Raw genomic sequence first — 17,090 nt, 5'->3', positions numbered from 1 at the left:
CATGCGGTGTCTGCGATCACGCAGGTTGCAGTTCGGCCTGGCGGCTCCACTCCTGCGTTTTGAAGTCCAGCGCGTAGCCCAGATCGCCCAGGCGGGCGATCTGCGCGCGCAGGGCGCGGCGGTCGATGGTCGAATCCAATTTCACGGAATCGCCCAGCGGCCAGAGCAAGCCGAACAAAGCAACGTCGCCCTCTTCGGTGCTGCCAGGGGCAGCCGCCGCAGCGGGCGTCGGTGCATCCACACCGAAGGGCGTGGTATCGACCAGCGGGTCCGCCGAGGCCTGCACGGGTGCGGGCTTGGCGGGTCTGGAGGCCTTGGCGGGCTTGGCCGGCGTTTCCGCAGGCTGCGTCCCCAGCTCTTCATCGAGTGGATCGACTTCCTGGGTGGCGAAGCTGCGGGCCTCATCACGACTCAGTTTGTCGATGCCGTTGAGCGTCATGCCGTCGAGGTTTGCGCGCACTTCAAACCGCGCGCCGCCCGCGACCGGATAGGACTTCGCGAAGATGTAGCGAATGACGAAATCCCCGTCGTACTTTCCTTCGGGGTACTGCTCCAACTCCGCGTCTTTAACCGCGAACTCGCCGATGGGGGTAGAAAGGCGCCCAACCGTGAACGGGCCGTTCTTGCCCCGGATGGTCCGCAACGTGAGCTGGCCCGGGACGACGATGGGTAGGGCTGATCTCGTAGGTGCCGATGTGGCTGCCATGATGGTTCTCCTTGGACGAATAGGAAAAAGGCAAGGCCCCGTGAGGGGCCGTGCCGGATCAGAACGAAGCAGCCAATGCCGGCTCCTGCTCCTCGACTGCACATTCGGGCTCGCGCTCGGCGGGCTCGGCAGATTGGTAGGAAACGGCGTCGGCGGCAGTGTCGATGGCGTTGGCGGCTTCGGACGCGGGTGCGTCCTCCGCTGGCGCTGCCTCGGCATGCGCCTGGCTCGTCGGATAGACCTGGGTGCCGTCGATCTTGATCAGACCGATGTGGACCAGCGTCGATTCCAGGCTTGCGGCCGGTTCCCCAGCGTGCTCGCCCTTGGTGCGGATGTACGGATCGATCTTCATGTCGTTCAGACGAAAGGCGATCAGCACCTTGCGATCCCCCTCGATGGCCTGCACGCATCGGCGAACCAGATGCTCGGCTTCAGGGGTGGCGACGATCGTGTCGAAGTACCGATATTCCGGTTCATCGACAGGTCCGGCCAGCGCGGCGATGGAGCACGACAGGAACGGGTCACCATCCTTGGGGGTGACGTCCTTCGGACGGTTGAGGTAGCCGATGCCACGGGTGATCAACTCGTGCTGCTCGATCGAAGCCAGTTCGGCCCGCTCGATCAGCTCGGCCTTGAGCAGTCGCGCCTTGAGGGATGCGGCGGCCTGGCCTTTCTGTTCGCCCTTGTCGCGGATGTAGGCATCGCCCCAGAGGTCGCCGAGGCGAAAGCGCACCAGCGGTCGCTGCTTGGAATCGTCAACGCCGATGTAGCGCTGAACGAGCTTCTTGGCCTCGGCACCCGAGACCTTGACGTCGAAGTAGCGGTAGCTCGGGTCCCTGGCGGGGCCGACCAGCGCGGCGATGGTGCAGGCCAGGAAGGGCTGCGCACGGCGGCCGCCCCTGACGGGCACCTCACGGACACGCTGGAGGTAGCCGATGCCCGAGGTGTGGAGGTCGAAATACGATTTCTCGTTGGAAGTGGTGTTCATGGTGAATCTCCATAGGGAAAAGCGGAGACACACCGAGCCCACGCATGCGGGGAAAGGTGCGTAACCCCGCGGTGGGTTGATAAGGCGAAAGCATCCGCCACCAGGGACTGGTGGCCGCTCGCGGATGGATGCGGTGCGAGCTGGCTCGGTCACGCAGTGGAAACTGCGCCGCAACCTCGAAGACCGATGGTTGCCTGGCATGTCGCTGACAGCGTCAGCAGGCATGGGGTCAGCATGGCCGGGCCTCGCGCGCGCGACAGCAATCAATTGGCATCCGCGCGTTTCCCTTTGTCCACGCAGCCCGGCTCAGCGCAAAAGAAAGCCCCCGGTGTGGGGGGCTGCGAGAGTCGAGTGGCGGTTGCCGCGCTATGCGGGAGGCACCACCTCCAGCGACAGATGTGTGGCGGTGGCCGACAGCATCAGGTCGTCTTCGGTGTGCAGGATGCGCGTGAATACGCCGTCCTTCGGGTCGAAGTACTCCCCGAAGTCGTCGCCGCCCAGTTCGGCGCGCGCCAGTTCCCACCAGTCGTCGAACGGGTCGGTATCCGGGTTGCAGCCGACGGCATAGGCCAGCAGCTTCACACGCCCATCCGGGCGGCGCTCTCCCTGCTCGGCGAGGAAGTACACGCCCTGGTCCTTGACCAGGATGACGCGGCATTGGCTGGCGATGGCCTCGGTCAGCACGGGGCGCAGGTCGGAGCCTTTGAATCGCAGTGACATGGTTGAAATCTCCTATGTGGAATAGAGAAAAGGCCCTCCATCCGCATGGATGGAGGGCCTGTGGGCACATGGCCCATGGGCGAAACTTCGTGGCGGGACCCACGGGTCAGCCGTAGAACCGGCAGGATTCAGTTTCCGGCGTCATGCCGGCACCGCCTGGCGCTGCCGGGTAGCCTTGGCGTCGATCACGCTCACATCGATCAGGCGCCAACGTCCGTCGTCGATGAGTCGCTCCAGCACTTCGCCGAGCATGTCGAAATACACCTCGTCATGCCGATCGACCAATTCGCCGTCGCGATGCAGCTCCACCACGTAGGTGTCGCCGCCTCGGTCGTACAGCACCGTCACCCGGCCCTCGAACTTCGCGGTCGAGACCGTGAAGCTGATCGCCGGAGGCGTCTCGATGATCTTGGACGGCGTCGGATCGACCCAGGTGAAATCCCGGGCACCCGCATCGACCAGCATGTGGGTGATGCGCCGGAAGCCATCGGGCGCCGGCATTTCCTCCAACTGCTGGATGAGCTGACCCAGCTCCATGCACTGCGGCTCGGGAATGGGCAGCTTGGCCGGCGCGGAGCCGAGGATGTGCGTCTTGACGGTGTAGGGAATGCCGTCGGACGTCATCTCGGTGCGCTCTTCCGGCGTGTCCGCCCGCAGCCCATCGAAACGGCGCCGTGCGTAGGGTTGGACATGCACCTTGGCGCCTTCGTCGGGGACGGTGGTCACCAGCTTGGAATCGAGCACAGCGAACTCGCTCGGCTTGAGCTTGACGACGATGGCATCGTCGGTGATGGCGACTACCTTCCCGTCGAAGGGCTGGGGGTCGACGGCGAAGCCCAATGTCGAAGATTGCGGCTGATCGTCGAACACGCGGTACTTGAACGACCGCACGTTGCGGGGCACGTGGCCTGCGACTAGCGAAGGCATCATGGATTTGATGAGGGAACGGTCCATGGGAATCTCCTTGAGGAAGAAACAAGGGATTCCCCGCCCGCAAGGGAGAGGTCCCTTGTGGGTGGTGTGGATGGACGCGGTACGTCCGTGGAAAACATCGACCAGCACGGCTTCCCGTGCTTGCAGCCTTGAAGGTCTTGGCTGCCTGGGCATGTGTCGGCAACGCCGACGAACATGGGGCAAGAATGGCCCGGGAGTAAGCGGCCCGCTTGCAGGAAACGGCACCCCATCGCACCCGCTTTCCAGCGCTGCGGGCGAGAAAAAGCCCCTCGAAAGGGGCTTGGGGGTCAGGCTTCGTACACGAAGTAGTGTTCTCGCTGACGCGGGAAGAACACGTGCTTCCACGTGTCGCCGCTTGTGTTGCCACCGTCGAATACGACCATTTCGTAGTCGTCAATGTCGGTGTCCACCAGATCGGCGCTGTCGATATGGCGCATGTGCAGCGTACCGCTCATGCGCTCGAACACCAGGATCTGGCCGATGGCGTCGTCCTGGCTCATGGCGTTGACGCAGGCTCCAAGCTGATTCTCGAAGTCGGGCGTGGGCAAGATGAGATCGGGGAACATGAGATTGCTCCTATGGAATTGAACCAGCCCGGCTCCTGGTGGGAGGCGGGCTGGCATATGGGGGATAAAGGGGAAGGCTTGCGCGTCGCGTGTCTGCTAGGTCTCGGCCAGTGGCAAGCCCAGTAGCGCGGGTGCGTCGGCATCGAGGATGAGGATGCGCACATCTGCCTGGCCGGCCAGTTCAAGGATGTTCGCCAGGTCGTCAGGCATGCCCTTGTCGCGGTGCTCCTGTCGAAGCTGCTCAGCACTGATGCCCTCGGCATATTCCAGGTTCTTGTCTGTCCAGGGCGTGGAGATCAGCTTGACGCCAATCGCCGGGCTGTACGGAACCCGAAAGGCGATGAACAGAAAAGCCTCCGGCGTGGCGAGGTCTGCCAGGTTGGCGAGGTACTGGCCGGTTTCCTGGCAGATGTGCGCGCTGCTGACTTCCCAGCACCGGCTGTAATAGCCGGTCTCGAAACTCAACCGCTGCACCACGTCTCGCGCGGCTTCGGCCGAATAGGTATCACCGACATGGACCGGGCGGCCGTCGAGGTCGTCGCCATGGATGGCATAGACCACGGCGCCCACCACGCCTTCGCCGTTGATGCCTTCAACAGCATCACATTCAGCAATCAGCTCGTCGCTGATGGCGTCAGTGCCGCTTTTGATCAACGCGAAGTCGCTGGTGACGATGCAAGGCGATGAGATCAGGTCGTTGTCGGAAAGATGCGCTTGGCTCGTGTGGATGGATCGCCAGACATGCGGGCTTCCGTCCCCGTAGCAGATGCACAGCGTTCGGACGACTCTCAGATTCCAGTAGCCGCGTACAAAGGGATTGGGATTCTGGGTCATGGAATTTCTCCAGATTGAATAATGGAGCCAATTCCCGCCACCGGGAATTGAACCCCGGTGGGTTGAAAGTGGAAAAAGCGTCAGGCGGCACTGATCGAGGGCTTTGGGCCAATCGGCGCAGGCTGACGGAAGAAAAATCGAGGGACATGGCCGCGTGGACGCATGTCCCTCATGGGCAGTGAACAAAAAGACGGTGGTATGCCGCAGACCGGCTCACCAACCGCTGTAGTTCACCAACAGATCGGCGATGACCTTGCGGCGTTGCAGATCGAGACCATCGAAGTCCGACAGTCCTTGGAAGTGGCAGCGCTTGAGCATGGCACCGCCCTCGCGCGCGTTGTAGAAGCTGAACATGGCGGACAGGAACATGCGTTCCCCGCTGCTCAGGACGCCGAGTGCGTCGTTGGCACGCAGCATGTCGGGACGCAGATCCCACTTGCTCTTTGCCTGGTTCAGGCCTTCGCGCGTGCCGTCGCCAAACCATTGCGGGCCTGCGATCTCGACGCCGCGCTTCCAGACCTCGAAGAAGGCTTGGGGCGCGGCGGCGAAATGCTGCTCTTCCCGCATGATCTGATCGACGACTTCCTGGGGCAAAAGCTGGTTCATGACGTGGTTCCTCCAGTTGGATCAGGGTGTGGCGAGCTGGGACCAGCCGCCTCTTTCGAGGGCACGTTGAGCCGCGGCATAGCTGCGGAAGTACTGGCAGGATTCCCGCGAAACGGGACCTTCTGTATCGCGCGTGCCGATGTAGTGGCCGGCGGCGCTATGCAGGATTTCGAGCGGCAGGAACTTGCCGCAATGGATCAAGGCCAACTGGCCGAAAGAGGCTTGCTGGGACATGGACGGGCTCCTTGGAAAAAGCGGGGCCTCGTCCCTCACGGGATGGCAGCTCCCGCACGCGGTTGAGAAAAAAGCATCGGCGTCACGGGTGACGCGCGTCCGCAGACTCGATGCGATGGCGGACTGGCGGGTAGCGCGGAAAGAATCCGCGGCAGCCTGGAAACTCTGGCTGCTGGCATGGTGCTGACGAATCAGCGACACATGCGGGCAGCTTCATGCGCGAGGCGAGCCGCGTCAGCCGGAAATCGGCATTTGCAACAGCCCCGATTGGCGAACGCGGAAAAAAGAAAGCCCCGCAATAAGTGCGGGGCTGTCAGGAGGATGAGGCGAAACTGGGTCAGCGAGGCCTGTCGCCCAGTACATGCTGCTTCCACAGGGCGAATGCCTCGTCCGGTCCCAGCTCTGCGAGGATGACGATGGGCTGGCCCCGACGGGCACGCAGCGATGCGAAATACGCTGGCCGGTCGGCGATGGCGTTGAGCTTGATGCCCTTTAGGAACAGCAACTGGCGGGGGCGAACTTTGGTGGTAACGCAGGCATGATTGCGCTTGTTTGGGGCAAAAGGGCCAGCGAAGCGGGCGGACACGGCCAGAAAACCGCGACGAACTACTTGTACTTGCCAGGCGAGGCGAACGGGTGACATCAGCATATCGCTATGCGGTAAAGAAGACCGTCCTAAAGCTTGCAGGATCCCGGCATAGCTTCATCATCACCTCTCCGTGACGGCTCATTGGAACGAAAAAGGCCAGCATCGCCGTGATGGACTTTCATAATTGCCAGGTCAACTGGCTTGCGTGCTGTTTATTCACAGCAAGGCATTGCGACGTCGTTGCAGCAATCGCCGCCATCGCAACAGGGCGTTGCAGCAAAAGCGGCGGTGGGCGCTAGCATGAGGGCCAAGCCGCGGCCGCTCATGCTGGGGGCCGTTCTCTTCAGATTGGTGTCCTGCACCGTGTGCATTGCGAATTTCCGGATCGTCCCAATGTCACTGGGACTCCTTTGTGGCGGCCGGGTTCTCCACGCTCATGAACGACTGGGCCACCAGCGCGATCGCCCCGCCCACGATGGCCATGTCAGCGATGTTGAAGGCGGGCCAGTGCCAGCCGTGCAGGTGAAAGTCGATGTAGTCGATAACGTGCCCGCGCGTGGCGCGGTCGAACGCGTTGCCCAATGCGCCGCCCAGAATGAGGCTGTACGAAAGGCCTTCCGTTTTGCGCAGCGGCCGGGAGAGCAGCCATGCGAGCCATGCCGATATTGCGAACGCGATCGCCAGAAAAAACCACCGCTGCCAGCCGCCCGCGCCAGCAAGGAAGCTGAACGCCGCGCCGGGATTGAGAGCGTGAACTAGGTTGAAGAATGACGCCACCTCGTGCGACCAACCCAAGGGAGTTGTCGCGTCAATGTAGCTCTTAGCTGCCTGATCGCCGGCGAATATAACGATCGCGAGTGAGTACCACTGCGTCTTGCGAAGAGATGGTTCATCCATTGTTCATGCCGCCTTGAACTTCAGGAGGCGCAGCCCATTGACGACAACCAAAAGACTTGCCCCCATGTCAGCGAACACAGCCATCCACATGGTGGCATGCCCTGTGAACGTCAACGCAAGGAACACCGCCTTGATGCCAAGGGCCAGAACGATGTTCTGCGTGAGGATCGCCGCAGTGCTACGCGACAGCCGGATGAAGGCGGGGATCTTGCGCAGGTCGTCGTCCATCAGGGCGACGTCGGCTGTTTCGATCGCGGTGTCGGTGCCGGCCGCGCCCATGGCGAAGCCGATGTCGGCACGGGCGAGCGCGGGCGAATCGTTGATGCCGTCGCCCACCATGCCCACCTGGCCCTCGCCGCCGACCAGGCTTTCGATGGTCTTGAGCTTGTCTTCGGGCAGTTGGTCACCACGGGCTTCAGAGATTCCGACCTGGGCAGCGATGGCCGCGGCCGTGTGCTGGTTGTCCCCCGTCAGCATCAGCGTGCGCACACCCAGCGCCTGCAGGTCGGCCACCGCCTCACGGCTGGTTTCCTTCACGGTGTCGGCCACTGCAAAAATGCCGAGCACGGTCGCATCGTCCATCAGCAGGATCGCTGTCTTGCCTTGGCGCTCCAGGGTCTCCAGCCGAGCCTGGAGCGTCGCTTCGCTCAGGCCCAGCTCCTGGGCGAGCCTGTGGTTGCCCATGTGCAACATGCGCCCGGCGACGCGGCCGCGCACGCCGCGGCCAGGCAGCGCCGCGAAGTCGTCGACCTCGTGCAGCGCGATGCCGTCACGGTTCGCCTTGCGGGCGATGGCCTGAGACACAGGATGGTCCGAGCGTGCCGCGAGGCTTGCGGCCCAGGCGGCAACTTCCTGCGCCTCGCCGATCAGCGGCACGAAGTCGGTCTGCTCGGGCTTGCCATGTGTGAGTGTGCCGGTCTTGTCCAGGGCCAACGCCTTGAGCTTGCGCCCGCCCTCCAGGTAGACGCCACCCTTGATCAGGATGCCGCGTCGGGCGGCAGCGGCCAAGCCGCTGACGATGGTGACCGGCGTGGAGATGACCAGAGCGCAGGGGCAGGCGATCACCAGCAGTACCAGGGCCTTGTAGACCCAGTCAAACCATGCGCCGCCGAAGGCGAGCGGCGGCACGACGGCAACCAGCACGGACACCGCGAACACCGCCGGCGTGTAGACGCGGGCGAACTGGTCGACGAAGCGCTGCGTGGGCGCACGGCTGCCCTGCGCGGACTCCACGGCATGGATGATGCGCGCGAGCGTCGAGTCGCTGGCGCCTGCGGTCACCTTGTATTCGAAAGAGCCGGTCTCATTGATGGTTCCGGCGAAGACCTGGTCACCTTCGGCCTTCTCGACGGGCAGGCTCTCGCCGGTGATGGGCGCCTGGTTGATGGCCGATCGACCCGAGGTGATCAGGCCGTCCAGTGCGATGCGCTCGCCAGGACGCACGCGGACCACCGCGCCCTTTGCGACCTCCTTGGCCGGCAGCTCTGTCCATGAGCCATCGGCCTGCCGCACGGTCGCGGTCTCGGGCGCCAAGTCCATCAGCCCCCGAATGGCGTTGCGGGCGCGGTCCAGCGACTTCGCCTCGATCACTTCCGCCAACGCGAACAGGAACATGACCATGGCGGCCTCCGGCCAGTGGCCGATCGCCATGCCGCCGGTGACCGCGATGGCCATCAGGGCGTTCATGTTCAGGTTGAGGTTCTTCAGCGCGATCCAGCCCTTCTTGTAGGTGCTGAGGCCGCCGGTGAAGATCGAAACCAGTGCCAGCACGATCACGGCCCAATGATTGCCGTCGTTGACCCAGTACACGCCTTCGGCGGCCACCGCCGCAACGCCCGAAACCGCCATCGGCCACCAATTGGTCTTGTGCGCGGCCACCGGGGCATCGCGCGGCTCATCAGTCCTCTGGACCTCGGCTTCCATGCCCAGCGATTCGATGGCTTCGACTGCCGGCTTGATCGCGTCGGGTGTGTGCCGAACCGTGAGCGTGCGCTGCATCAGGTTGAAATCCATTCCCTGCACGCCCGGCATGCCTTGCAGCTTGCCGCGGATCAGACTTTCCTCGGTCGGACAGTCCATCTTCGCGATGCGAAGTACCGTGGTGGCTGTCTGCATGTCCTGCCGCGCAGCCTGCATTCCAATGGAAGCAAGCGCCTTCTCGATCGGCGCTGAGGTCGCCAGCGTGTGCTGGACTCCCAGCACACGCTGCATCAGATTGAAGTCGAGCGCGGTCACACCCGGCAGCTTGCCCAGCCGGTCGCGGATCAGCGCTTCTTCCGTCGGGCAATCCATGTTCTCGATCCGGTACGTCACCCGCTCGCCGATCGGCGGCGCGGAAACGGCAGCGGTTGGTTGCTGCTGCAGGGCCGAGGATGGGATCACAGCCGCGGCTTCGATCGGCCCCGTGTGGCCGAAGGTCTGCTCCTTGGCGCGCATGCCGATCGAGGCCAGGACCTGCTCCATCTGCGCGCGTGCCTGAGCGAGGTGTTTCACCGACAGGGTGCGCTCAGCGAGGTCGAAGTCGAGGTCCTGAATTCCCTCGACTGCCCCGAGGTGCGAGCGGATGAGTTTCTCCTCGCTCGGGCAGTCCATGTTCTCGATGCGGTAGGTGGTCGACACGGCGGCGTCTCGGACAGCCTGAGCCTTCATGCCCACCGAATTCAGCGCTTGCTCCAAGGCATCGGCCGAGACTTCGCGGTGCGAAATGGTCAACAAACGCTGCGGAAGATCGAACAGGAGCCGCTCGACACCGGGCATGCCCTCCAGCGTTCGCCGCACCAGTGCTTCCTCATTGCGGCAATCCATGTTGCTCACGTGGAAAACGGTGGTTTCAGTGCTGGCCTGCTCACTGGCGCACGCCGTCTGTTGGCCATTGCCGCCGGAGCAGGCGCATGGGCTGGAAGGTTCTTTGTTCATAGATCGCTCTTCATTGACAAGGTTTTCCCCGGATGCCATCATTAGAAAACCTCTAGTAGATATAGAGTCAAGTTTTTTATAGGAAGCAACCATGATGCGGATCGGTGAACTGGGCAAGAAGGCAGATTGCTTGGTGCAGACCGTGCGCTTTTACGAGTCAGAAGGCTTGCTGCCCGAGCCTGCACGTAGCGAGGGCAACTTCAGGCTCTATGACGAAGTCCATTTGCAGCGCTTGCTGTTCATCCGCCGCTGCCGGGCGAAGGACATGACGCTGGATGAGATCCGTCAACTGCTGAACTTACGGGATCGGCCAGAGTTGGGCTGCGGCGAGGTGAACGCGCTGGTCGACGCTCATATCGCGCAAGTGCGGACCAAGATGAAGGAATTGCGCGCCTTGGAGCGCGAGTTAATGGATCTGCGACGCTCCTGCGATAGCGCCCGAACCTCGCGCGAGTGCGGCATTCTCAACAGCTTGGCCGAGCCCGCCTGAAGCTCGAGCGTGTCATCGGTGCTGGAAGTGATCGGGTCCAGTTCTGAGAGCCACGTGCCGCGCTCCATCATGCGAAAGCGCGCGGTTCTGACGTTTTGAGACGGCGTGCGACCGAGGGCGTGGCCCACAGGAGCCAGCGCGAGCCGGACGACCTGCGCGCCGCAATCTCCGCCACCTTACGGGTTCTCCAGGCCAGACCGAGCATCGCGGCGTGGCTGCGCAGGTGCAGGTGCAGGCCAAGGTAGCAGTGCGCCACGACGCGGCCCGACTCATGGGCACGCCACGCAACTCGCGATCGCTTCGCAAGAAGCCGCAAGGCCCGACTCGCGCAAGAATGCGACGTGGGCAAGATCGTATAGCCAGCAGCGCAAGCGTTTGCCGCTGCTGGCCGGCTCCGGAAGGGATAGACAAGCTGCGGGCCGTAGTCCATTGGAAAGTCCATCTTTCTTGAGTGTCACTCTTTGGCGCCCAGCGTGTGCTTTTGCGACCGGAAAGCGCTGAACAAGTGGCCCCCGGGCATCCAGAAATCGCCGTAGTTGACTTGGGCGTCTTCGTGCTCACGCTTGTGATGCCAGCGATGGGCTTCAGCCACCCCGATCAACAATCCCAACGGCCCGACCCGGTATCCCAGATTGGAGTGCTGGAAGGCCAGATGCACGACCAAGAAGCCGAGCCATGCGCCGACGGCCAACCACAGCTTGGAACGCCGCTACTGGCTCAACGGGGAGTGGAAAGGCCGCCCGCCCTCTAGCAAGGCGGCACAAGCGAGCGCGACGATCACTGTGAGTAGCTCCGTCGGAAAAGACGGCCGGCCGGTCGCGAGCTCGCCGAAGAGCACAACCGCAGTGGCGCCACGGATCAGTGGATAGCAGCCATACCGGATGACAGTCGCAATGAAGGGGGCGCATTGGTGCTCATCTGTTCTGTCCTAAAGCTCTGACTGGATTGGAAAACCTTCTAGCTACGGTAGAGTCAAGGGCGTCCGGGAAGACCCTGTGGCAAGTTCGTTGCATCTGCGCCTTGACTCTCCAGCCGCTACAGGCTTCAGCATCCATCGATTTGGAAGGAACAATGCATGGCTGAAAACCACAGAAATCACGAAAACGACGAGTTGGGCCGCCTAGATGCGAGCGATGCGAAGGACCGAAAGATTCTTCTGACTGTGTTGCTGATCAACCTGACGCAGTCCGCCGCCGGCATTGCCCTTGGCATCTGGGCTGGCTCTACGGCGCTGATGGGCGCCGGGTTGGACAACCTCGCCGATGCGTCGGTCTATGCGGTTAGCCTGTATGCCGTCGGTCGTGCGGCAACGGTCAAGGTGGGCGCGGCCCGCTTGTCGGGTTTCTTGCTAATCGGCCTGGCCGCGCTGCTGCTGTTGGAAGTCCTACGCCGCTTCGCTGGAGGGGAAGAGCCTGTCGGCCCAGCCATGATGGCCATGGCCGCGCTGAACGCGGCTTTGAACCTAGTGTGCCTCAGACTACTGCGCCGCCATCGCGGGGAAGATGTGAACTTCAAGGCGTCAGCGATCTTTACCAGCAACGACTCCATCGTCAATGGTGCGATTGTGCTGTCCGGGGTGCTGGTGATGGGGTTCGGGTCGAACATCCCGGATCTGGTGCTGGGCGTCATCGTGGCCGCAATCGCAGCGAATGGGGGGCGGGAAATCCTGCGCGAAGCATCGGAAACAGCTCGCCGTAAGGCGGGCACATAAGGCATGTTTTCGCCCAGTTCATCCCGAGGTTTACCTCTGCAAAAGAGGTAGTCCAGCCTTTGGGCTACGGCCTCGGCTGCAGCCGAGCGTACCATTGGCGATGGCCGCGCGATAGGCGGGCATGCCGTTCTCGACCTCCGTCTGCCGTACAGCAGCGGTGCGCAAGGTTGAGGGTGCATGTCGTCTCTCCTGTTCGTGTGGCCCAGGCCAATGGCCGGGCCGGGACGTTGATGGGCAGGAGAATGGCGCCGAAGGCCCAACGGCCTTCGGCTCGGGAGAAAAGAGGAACCACCCGTGGGCTGATTGGCAGGCCCGGTCGTCGCTAGAACCGTCTGCTCATCAAGCAATCACACCCGGCCCATGTCGTGGCTGGGGCCGGCATCGTCTGGCGCACATCCGCGCACAAAGGGAGCCCGTTTTTGCACCGGCGGGCACCGGCACCGATTACCGCTGACCACGAAGGGTCTCCCGGTGGCTCGTGCAGCCTGGCAAGCCACCGGGAGACCCTTCGCAGAGGGCGGAAGAAACGCAGATCAACAGAACGCGCGTGGTGCGGCTCGCAGAGAAGCTACCTTCAGGTCCCGCGGCCGGGGACGGCTGGGCGGGACGCGCACACGGATCAAGAAGGCGTTGCGCGCTGGGCGTCCCGCAGGGCATGCGGCGGAGTGCGGGACAGGGGCCACGCCGCCGAAGGCGGGCACGGCTCACGGGGAACGGGGGCGGTCAGGAGCCTTTGCGGCCGCTACGGCGCGGGCGCGAGGCGCCGCGCTTGGAGCTGCCGGATTCGACTGGCAGCGTGCCTTTGCAGTCCGGGTAGCGGCTGCACGACCAGAACGGGCCGCTCTTGCCGCTGCGCTGGCGCGTGGGTGCGCCGCACTGCGGGCATGCCGGCCCTTGGGGAACCTTGATGGACAGGGAGGCGCTGCCGTACTGCGCAATCAACTGCGAAATCCACGCGGCCTGCTTGCCGATGAACACGTCCAGGGTGAGCTGTCCGGCCTCGATCATGTCGAGCGCCTGTTCCCAGACGGCGGTGGTGCCAGGGTCGGCAATCGCCGCAGGCACGGCATCGATCAAAGTGAAAGCCGCATCCGAGGCGCGGATGGCGCGCCCCTTCTTCACGAGGTAGCCGCGAGCGATCAGGCCGCCGATGATGTTGGCCCGCGTCGCTTCGGTGCCGATGCCAACCGTATCCTTGAGCTTCTGCTTCAGGCGGGGATCGGACACCAGCTTGGCGACGCCTTTCATGGACTTGACCAACTCGCCTTGCGTGTACGGTTTGGGCGGCAGCGTCTTGAGTGCCTTGAGATCGACGTCGGCCACCTGGCATGCCAGGCCCTCATACAGTTTCGGCAGCGCGGGCAGCACCTGGGCGCGGACCGCAGTATCGCCCTCGCCATCACCGTCTTCGGCCTGCGGCTCGGCGAGCACCTGGCGCCAACCCGGGATGACAACCTGCTTGCCCGTGGCCGCCAGGTTCTGCCCCCCGCACGAAAACTTGGCCACAGTGCGGTCGAACTCGTGGTGAGGGAGGAACTGCGCCAGGTAATGCGACCGGATGAGCCTGTACACGGCCAGTTCCTTCTCGCTCATGGCGGAGAGCTTCGCCGGTTCGAGCGTCGGGATGATGCCGTGGTGCGCCGTGACCTTGCCATCGTTCCAGGCGCGCGAGCGCTGCGAGCGGTCGAGCTGGCCCATGATCGAGCGCAGCGAGGGATCGGTCTTGAGCAGGCTGTCGAGAACGGTGGGCACTTCGGCAAACATGCTCTCGGGCAGGTAGCCGGAGTCCGAGCGGGGGTACGTCGTGGCCTTGTGCGTCTCGTACAGGGCTTGGGCAATCTCCAAGGTTTCCTGCACGTCCAGCCCAAGCTGCTTGGAACACACTTCCTGCAAGGTGCCCAGGTCGAACGGCAGCGGCGGGCCTTCGCGGACACGCTCAGTCTCCACCGACACGACGTGGGCACTGCCCGCAGCGCGGATCTGCTGCATGGTCTGCTGTGCGACCGGCTGCCGCAGGCAGCGGCCTGCGTCGTCGGTGCACGCATCGGGTGGAACCCATTGCGCGGCGAAAGTCGAACCGCCTGCGAACAGGGACACGGCGATGGCCCAGTATGGTACGGACACGAAGCGCGCGATCTCGCGGTCGCGGTCCACAACGAGCTTGAGCGTCGGGGTCTGTACGCGGCCGACCGACAGCACGCCGTCGTAACCCGCCTGTCGCCCCAGCACCGTGAACAGCCGGCTCAGGTTCATGCCCACGAGCCAATCCGCACGGGAGCGCGCCAGCGCCGAGTGGTACATCGAAAGCGTCTCGGCCGAAGGCCGCAGCTTGCCCAGTGCCGCCCGAATGGACGCATCGTTGAGCGCCGACAGCCACAGGCGTTCGATGGGGCCGCGGTAGCCGCAAAGCTCCACGATCTCGCGGGCGATCAATTCGCCCTCGCGGTCGGCATCGGTGGCGATAACCAGGTGAGTCGCCTTCGCCAAGAGCGCCTTGACGACCTTGAATTGCGTGGCGGTCTTCGGTTTGACCTCGACCCGCCAGTGCTGGGGAATGATGGGCAACTGCTCAACGGACCATCGTTTGAGCTGCTCGTCGTAGGCCTCGGGCGGCGCCGCCTCCACGAGATGGCCGATGCACCAGGTGACCGTGACGCCGGAACCGTTGAGGCAGCCTTCACCGCGCTGCGTGGCGCCGAGAATCCGGCCAATGTCTTTGCCCTGGGAGGGCTTCTCGCACAAGAACAGCCGCATATCCGTCCATCCCGATTCCTGTTGTTCATGGAGTTGCTGGGATCGAGGATGCCGAGCGCAGCCCCTGGCAGCAGCAAACAAGCCGCATGCGGCAGCGACCGCTTTCACGCCGATGAAATGGCGAGTGCGGGGAAGGTGCGTGGCCGGAAGTGTGCGGGCCGAGAGCCGCGATTTCCGGGAGCGCGCGTGGAACTCGGTGGACGTTGGTGGAGCTATCCCCTGGGGATAATTCGCAGCGCATGGAGGGCGGCGAAGCACTGCGGCAGCCGCCCTCCATGCCCGATCACTTCCTGCGCTTGGTCTCTTTCGGCGCCGTCGATTCCTGGGTGGCCTGGGGCTTCGGCTCTGCCTCCTGTGGCTTCGGGCTGAGGGCCACAGACTCGATGCGGTACGGCAGGATGCCGACACTGCGCGCGTTGACCTGCCAAGTCTCACGCGGCTGATCTTCGTTGTCCGTCCAGGGGTCGCGCTCCATGCGGCCGACGACCAGCACCCGCATGCCCTTCTGGTAGAGCTGCTGCCAGCGGTCGGCGTCGTGGTGCCAGAGTTCCACCGGCGCCCAGAAGCCGCCGCGGTCCTCGAACTCGCCGCCCTTGGTGGGGACGGGGTTGTCGAAGTACACGTTCAGCCGGAGCAACCGGCGAGGATCGTCGTTGCCATTGGGGAATTCGCGGTACTCGGGAGGCGATCCGATGTTGCCCTCGCCGATGAATTGTGTGCTCATGTTGGAATCTCCGTGGTGGTTGAAATACCCGTGCCTCGTTGGGCTCGGGCGCGTGCTCGGATGGCAGGCGCAATCACCGATCGCGCACTGCGGCAGGAACGGACGCGAGCCGGCGCAGGTAGGTGTTGTCCGCCTGCGCGGCCTTGCTGGCGCATTCCTGTGCTTGCCTGCCCAGGGTGTGCAGCAGGCTGATCTGCATGTTCAGCATGACGCGCTGCAGTTCGATCTCGTGCAGGTCGTGCAGCAGGTTGACCGGCGTGCTGGGGCTCGCCATCAGCTCCTGCCACAACGCCACGCCCATGGCCGATCGATCGTGCTTGCGCCAGCGAAGAAAGGTCGTGCCTGCGCCAGTGGTCTGCTGGGCCAGCTCGACGGGAAGCAGGTGGAAGGGATGCCCGCACGCCTGTGGCAGCACCTGTCGCTGCGCCAGGGCAATCAACTCGTCGCGCATGGCGAAGCACTGGCTGGCCCAGGCCTCGAAGTCCCCTTTACCTTTAAAAGGCTTTAAAAGGCCTTTTAGAGAGGCCGCGTGTTCCAGCCGCATGAAGGCTGGCTGTTCCAGACGACGGAAGTAGCGCGGTTCGCGGTTCGGGTCGCTCATGCCGGTTCGTCCTCGCCGGCGGCTGTGGACTTGGCCTCGGCCGAATCGGCGGCAGCGCCTTCGTCGGTGGGAGATGCGGCTGCGGCAGCGCTATCACCACGCTGTTGCAGACCACGGCGCACGACGGGCGGCGCAAACTTCGAGCGGCGCATGCCTTCGAGCACGTCCTGCGGCAGTTCGCCGAACTTCTCCAATGCTGCCCGAGCTGCGGCGTTCTTGGCCGCGAAGTCGTCGCGGGTGCAGCCCGAGTAGCGGTATTGCTGGGCCAGGCTGAACAGGCTGCGCAGCGCGTGGGCACCTTCGTTGAGCCAGCGCTCCAACGTCGAGCGATCGATCAGCGCGGTGTGGTGGGCGAGGATCAGCTTGCGCGCGATGTCGTCGTAGTCGGCCAGGAGATAGACGGCGGCAAAGCCCAACTGCGCATTGACGAACAGCGGAAGCTTGACGGGCTGCACGTTGAGGTTCTCGCCCAGGGTCAACGCGGCGGGCACGCCGGCCAGGGCCTGGTCCACCTGGTCGCGCAGCGTCTGCAGCGTGGTCCTGGTCTGGTCGAGCTTGTCTTCGATGCGAAGCATCCACCAGTCGCTGTATGGGTCGTCCTGCTCCGAGCCGCGCTTCATCTTGTTCATGACGGCGATGTAGCCGTTCAGGCCGACGATGCCCGGTCGCCCCTCGGCGGCGGCGCGGCCATGCCAGATGCGCGAGGCGTGGTGGGTGTGCAGCGTCAGCGACATCGCGCTGCGCAGGGAGCCGAGGTTGAGTTGCAATGGTTCGTTGCTGGTTGCCATGGTGATCGCTCG

At 63.9% G+C, this 17,090-nt stretch carries 19 protein-coding genes; 2 read left to right on the top strand and 17 right to left on the bottom strand.

Annotated features, from left to right (window positions below; all coding sequences use genetic code 11):
* Positions 1 to 16: 16 nt before the first annotated feature.
* The 11 genes from API01S_RS08060 to API01S_RS08010 all read right to left on the bottom strand — a co-directional run bounded on the left by API01S_RS08060 (position 17) and on the right by API01S_RS08010 (position 10,010).
* Positions 17 to 706, bottom strand: a complete 690-nt coding sequence (locus tag API01S_RS08060) for a DUF3275 family protein (protein WP_006226012.1) — start codon at positions 704 to 706, stop codon at positions 17 to 19.
* A gap of 58 nt (positions 707 to 764) precedes the next feature.
* Positions 765 to 1,694 (bottom strand): DUF3577 domain-containing protein, encoded by a 930-nt coding sequence (locus tag API01S_RS08055; RefSeq protein WP_006226011.1) that lies wholly within the window; start codon positions 1,692 to 1,694, stop codon positions 765 to 767.
* A gap of 366 nt (positions 1,695 to 2,060) precedes the next feature.
* Positions 2,061 to 2,414 (bottom strand): DUF3085 domain-containing protein, encoded by a 354-nt coding sequence (locus tag API01S_RS08050; protein ID WP_006226010.1) that lies wholly within the window; start codon positions 2,412 to 2,414, stop codon positions 2,061 to 2,063.
* Positions 2,415 to 2,555: 141 nt separating this feature from the next.
* Positions 2,556 to 3,368: a hypothetical protein gene (locus API01S_RS08045; protein WP_006226009.1), complete on the bottom strand. Its 813-nt coding sequence runs from the start codon at positions 3,366 to 3,368 to the stop codon at positions 2,556 to 2,558.
* Between the two features lie 287 nt (positions 3,369 to 3,655).
* On the bottom strand, positions 3,656 to 3,934 hold the full coding sequence (locus API01S_RS08040; protein ID WP_003108989.1) for a hypothetical protein: 279 nt from the start codon (positions 3,932 to 3,934) through the stop codon (positions 3,656 to 3,658).
* Between the two features lie 96 nt (positions 3,935 to 4,030).
* Positions 4,031 to 4,768: a DUF5983 family protein gene (locus API01S_RS08035; RefSeq protein WP_003098947.1), complete on the bottom strand. Its 738-nt coding sequence runs from the start codon at positions 4,766 to 4,768 to the stop codon at positions 4,031 to 4,033.
* A gap of 213 nt (positions 4,769 to 4,981) precedes the next feature.
* Complete coding sequence (locus API01S_RS08030) at positions 4,982 to 5,374, bottom strand: hypothetical protein (protein WP_003098949.1); 393 nt, start codon at positions 5,372 to 5,374, stop codon at positions 4,982 to 4,984.
* Between the two features lie 21 nt (positions 5,375 to 5,395).
* Positions 5,396 to 5,608: a hypothetical protein gene (locus API01S_RS08025; RefSeq protein WP_003116833.1), complete on the bottom strand. Its 213-nt coding sequence runs from the start codon at positions 5,606 to 5,608 to the stop codon at positions 5,396 to 5,398.
* Positions 5,609 to 5,945: 337 nt separating this feature from the next.
* Positions 5,946 to 6,257, bottom strand: coding sequence for a hypothetical protein (locus tag API01S_RS29630; RefSeq protein ID WP_003108988.1), 312 nt, complete (start codon positions 6,255 to 6,257; stop codon positions 5,946 to 5,948).
* Between the two features lie 336 nt (positions 6,258 to 6,593).
* Positions 6,594 to 7,094, bottom strand: a complete 501-nt coding sequence (gene lspA / locus API01S_RS08015; protein WP_003098955.1) for a signal peptidase II — start codon at positions 7,092 to 7,094, stop codon at positions 6,594 to 6,596.
* 3 nt (positions 7,095 to 7,097) lie between these two features.
* Positions 7,098 to 10,010 (bottom strand): heavy metal translocating P-type ATPase, encoded by a 2,913-nt coding sequence (locus API01S_RS08010; RefSeq protein ID WP_003098961.1) that lies wholly within the window; start codon positions 10,008 to 10,010, stop codon positions 7,098 to 7,100.
* Positions 10,011 to 10,101: 91 nt separating this feature from the next.
* Here API01S_RS08010 and cadR point away from each other — a divergent pair, with 91 nt between their 5' ends.
* On the top strand, positions 10,102 to 10,500 hold the full coding sequence (gene cadR / locus API01S_RS08005; RefSeq protein WP_003098965.1) for a Cd(II)/Pb(II)-responsive transcriptional regulator: 399 nt from the start codon (positions 10,102 to 10,104) through the stop codon (positions 10,498 to 10,500).
* 67 nt (positions 10,501 to 10,567) lie between these two features.
* Here the strand turns inward: cadR and API01S_RS29505 are convergent, their stop codons facing one another.
* Both API01S_RS29505 and API01S_RS29500 read right to left on the bottom strand, forming a co-directional pair.
* Positions 10,568 to 10,930, bottom strand: coding sequence for a DUF3703 domain-containing protein (locus API01S_RS29505; protein ID WP_196588568.1), 363 nt, complete (start codon positions 10,928 to 10,930; stop codon positions 10,568 to 10,570).
* Between the two features lie 24 nt (positions 10,931 to 10,954).
* Positions 10,955 to 11,191 (bottom strand): hypothetical protein, encoded by a 237-nt coding sequence (locus API01S_RS29500; protein ID WP_003098970.1) that lies wholly within the window; start codon positions 11,189 to 11,191, stop codon positions 10,955 to 10,957.
* Between the two features lie 384 nt (positions 11,192 to 11,575).
* Between API01S_RS29500 and API01S_RS07995 the strand changes: the two genes are divergently transcribed.
* Entirely contained in the window at positions 11,576 to 12,211 is a 636-nt protein-coding gene (locus API01S_RS07995) for a cation transporter (protein ID WP_003098972.1), read from the top strand.
* A gap of 723 nt (positions 12,212 to 12,934) precedes the next feature.
* Here API01S_RS07995 and API01S_RS07990 read toward each other — a convergent pair.
* The 4 genes from API01S_RS07990 to API01S_RS07975 all read right to left on the bottom strand — a co-directional run bounded on the left by API01S_RS07990 (position 12,935) and on the right by API01S_RS07975 (position 17,078).
* Positions 12,935 to 14,965 carry a DNA topoisomerase III gene (locus API01S_RS07990; RefSeq protein WP_003116834.1) on the bottom strand — a complete coding sequence of 677 codons (2,031 nt, stop codon included), beginning with the start codon at positions 14,963 to 14,965 and terminating at the stop codon, positions 12,935 to 12,937.
* Between the two features lie 283 nt (positions 14,966 to 15,248).
* On the bottom strand, positions 15,249 to 15,689 hold the full coding sequence (locus API01S_RS07985; RefSeq protein WP_003098976.1) for a single-stranded DNA-binding protein: 441 nt from the start codon (positions 15,687 to 15,689) through the stop codon (positions 15,249 to 15,251).
* Between the two features lie 73 nt (positions 15,690 to 15,762).
* Positions 15,763 to 16,290 (bottom strand): DUF3158 family protein, encoded by a 528-nt coding sequence (locus tag API01S_RS07980; RefSeq protein ID WP_003098978.1) that lies wholly within the window; start codon positions 16,288 to 16,290, stop codon positions 15,763 to 15,765.
* Positions 16,287 to 17,078, bottom strand: a complete 792-nt coding sequence (locus API01S_RS07975) for a PFL_4669 family integrating conjugative element protein (RefSeq protein ID WP_003098981.1) — start codon at positions 17,076 to 17,078, stop codon at positions 16,287 to 16,289. The genes API01S_RS07980 and API01S_RS07975 overlap by 4 nt, the downstream gene beginning before the upstream one ends.
* Between the last annotated feature and the right edge of the window lie 12 nt (positions 17,079 to 17,090).

It is taken from the genome of Achromobacter piechaudii NBRC 102461 (genome assembly GCF_001571245.1).
Lineage (GTDB): Bacteria > Pseudomonadota > Gammaproteobacteria > Burkholderiales > Burkholderiaceae_B > Achromobacter > Achromobacter piechaudii.
This window is presented reverse-complemented; position numbering and strand designations above follow the sequence as displayed.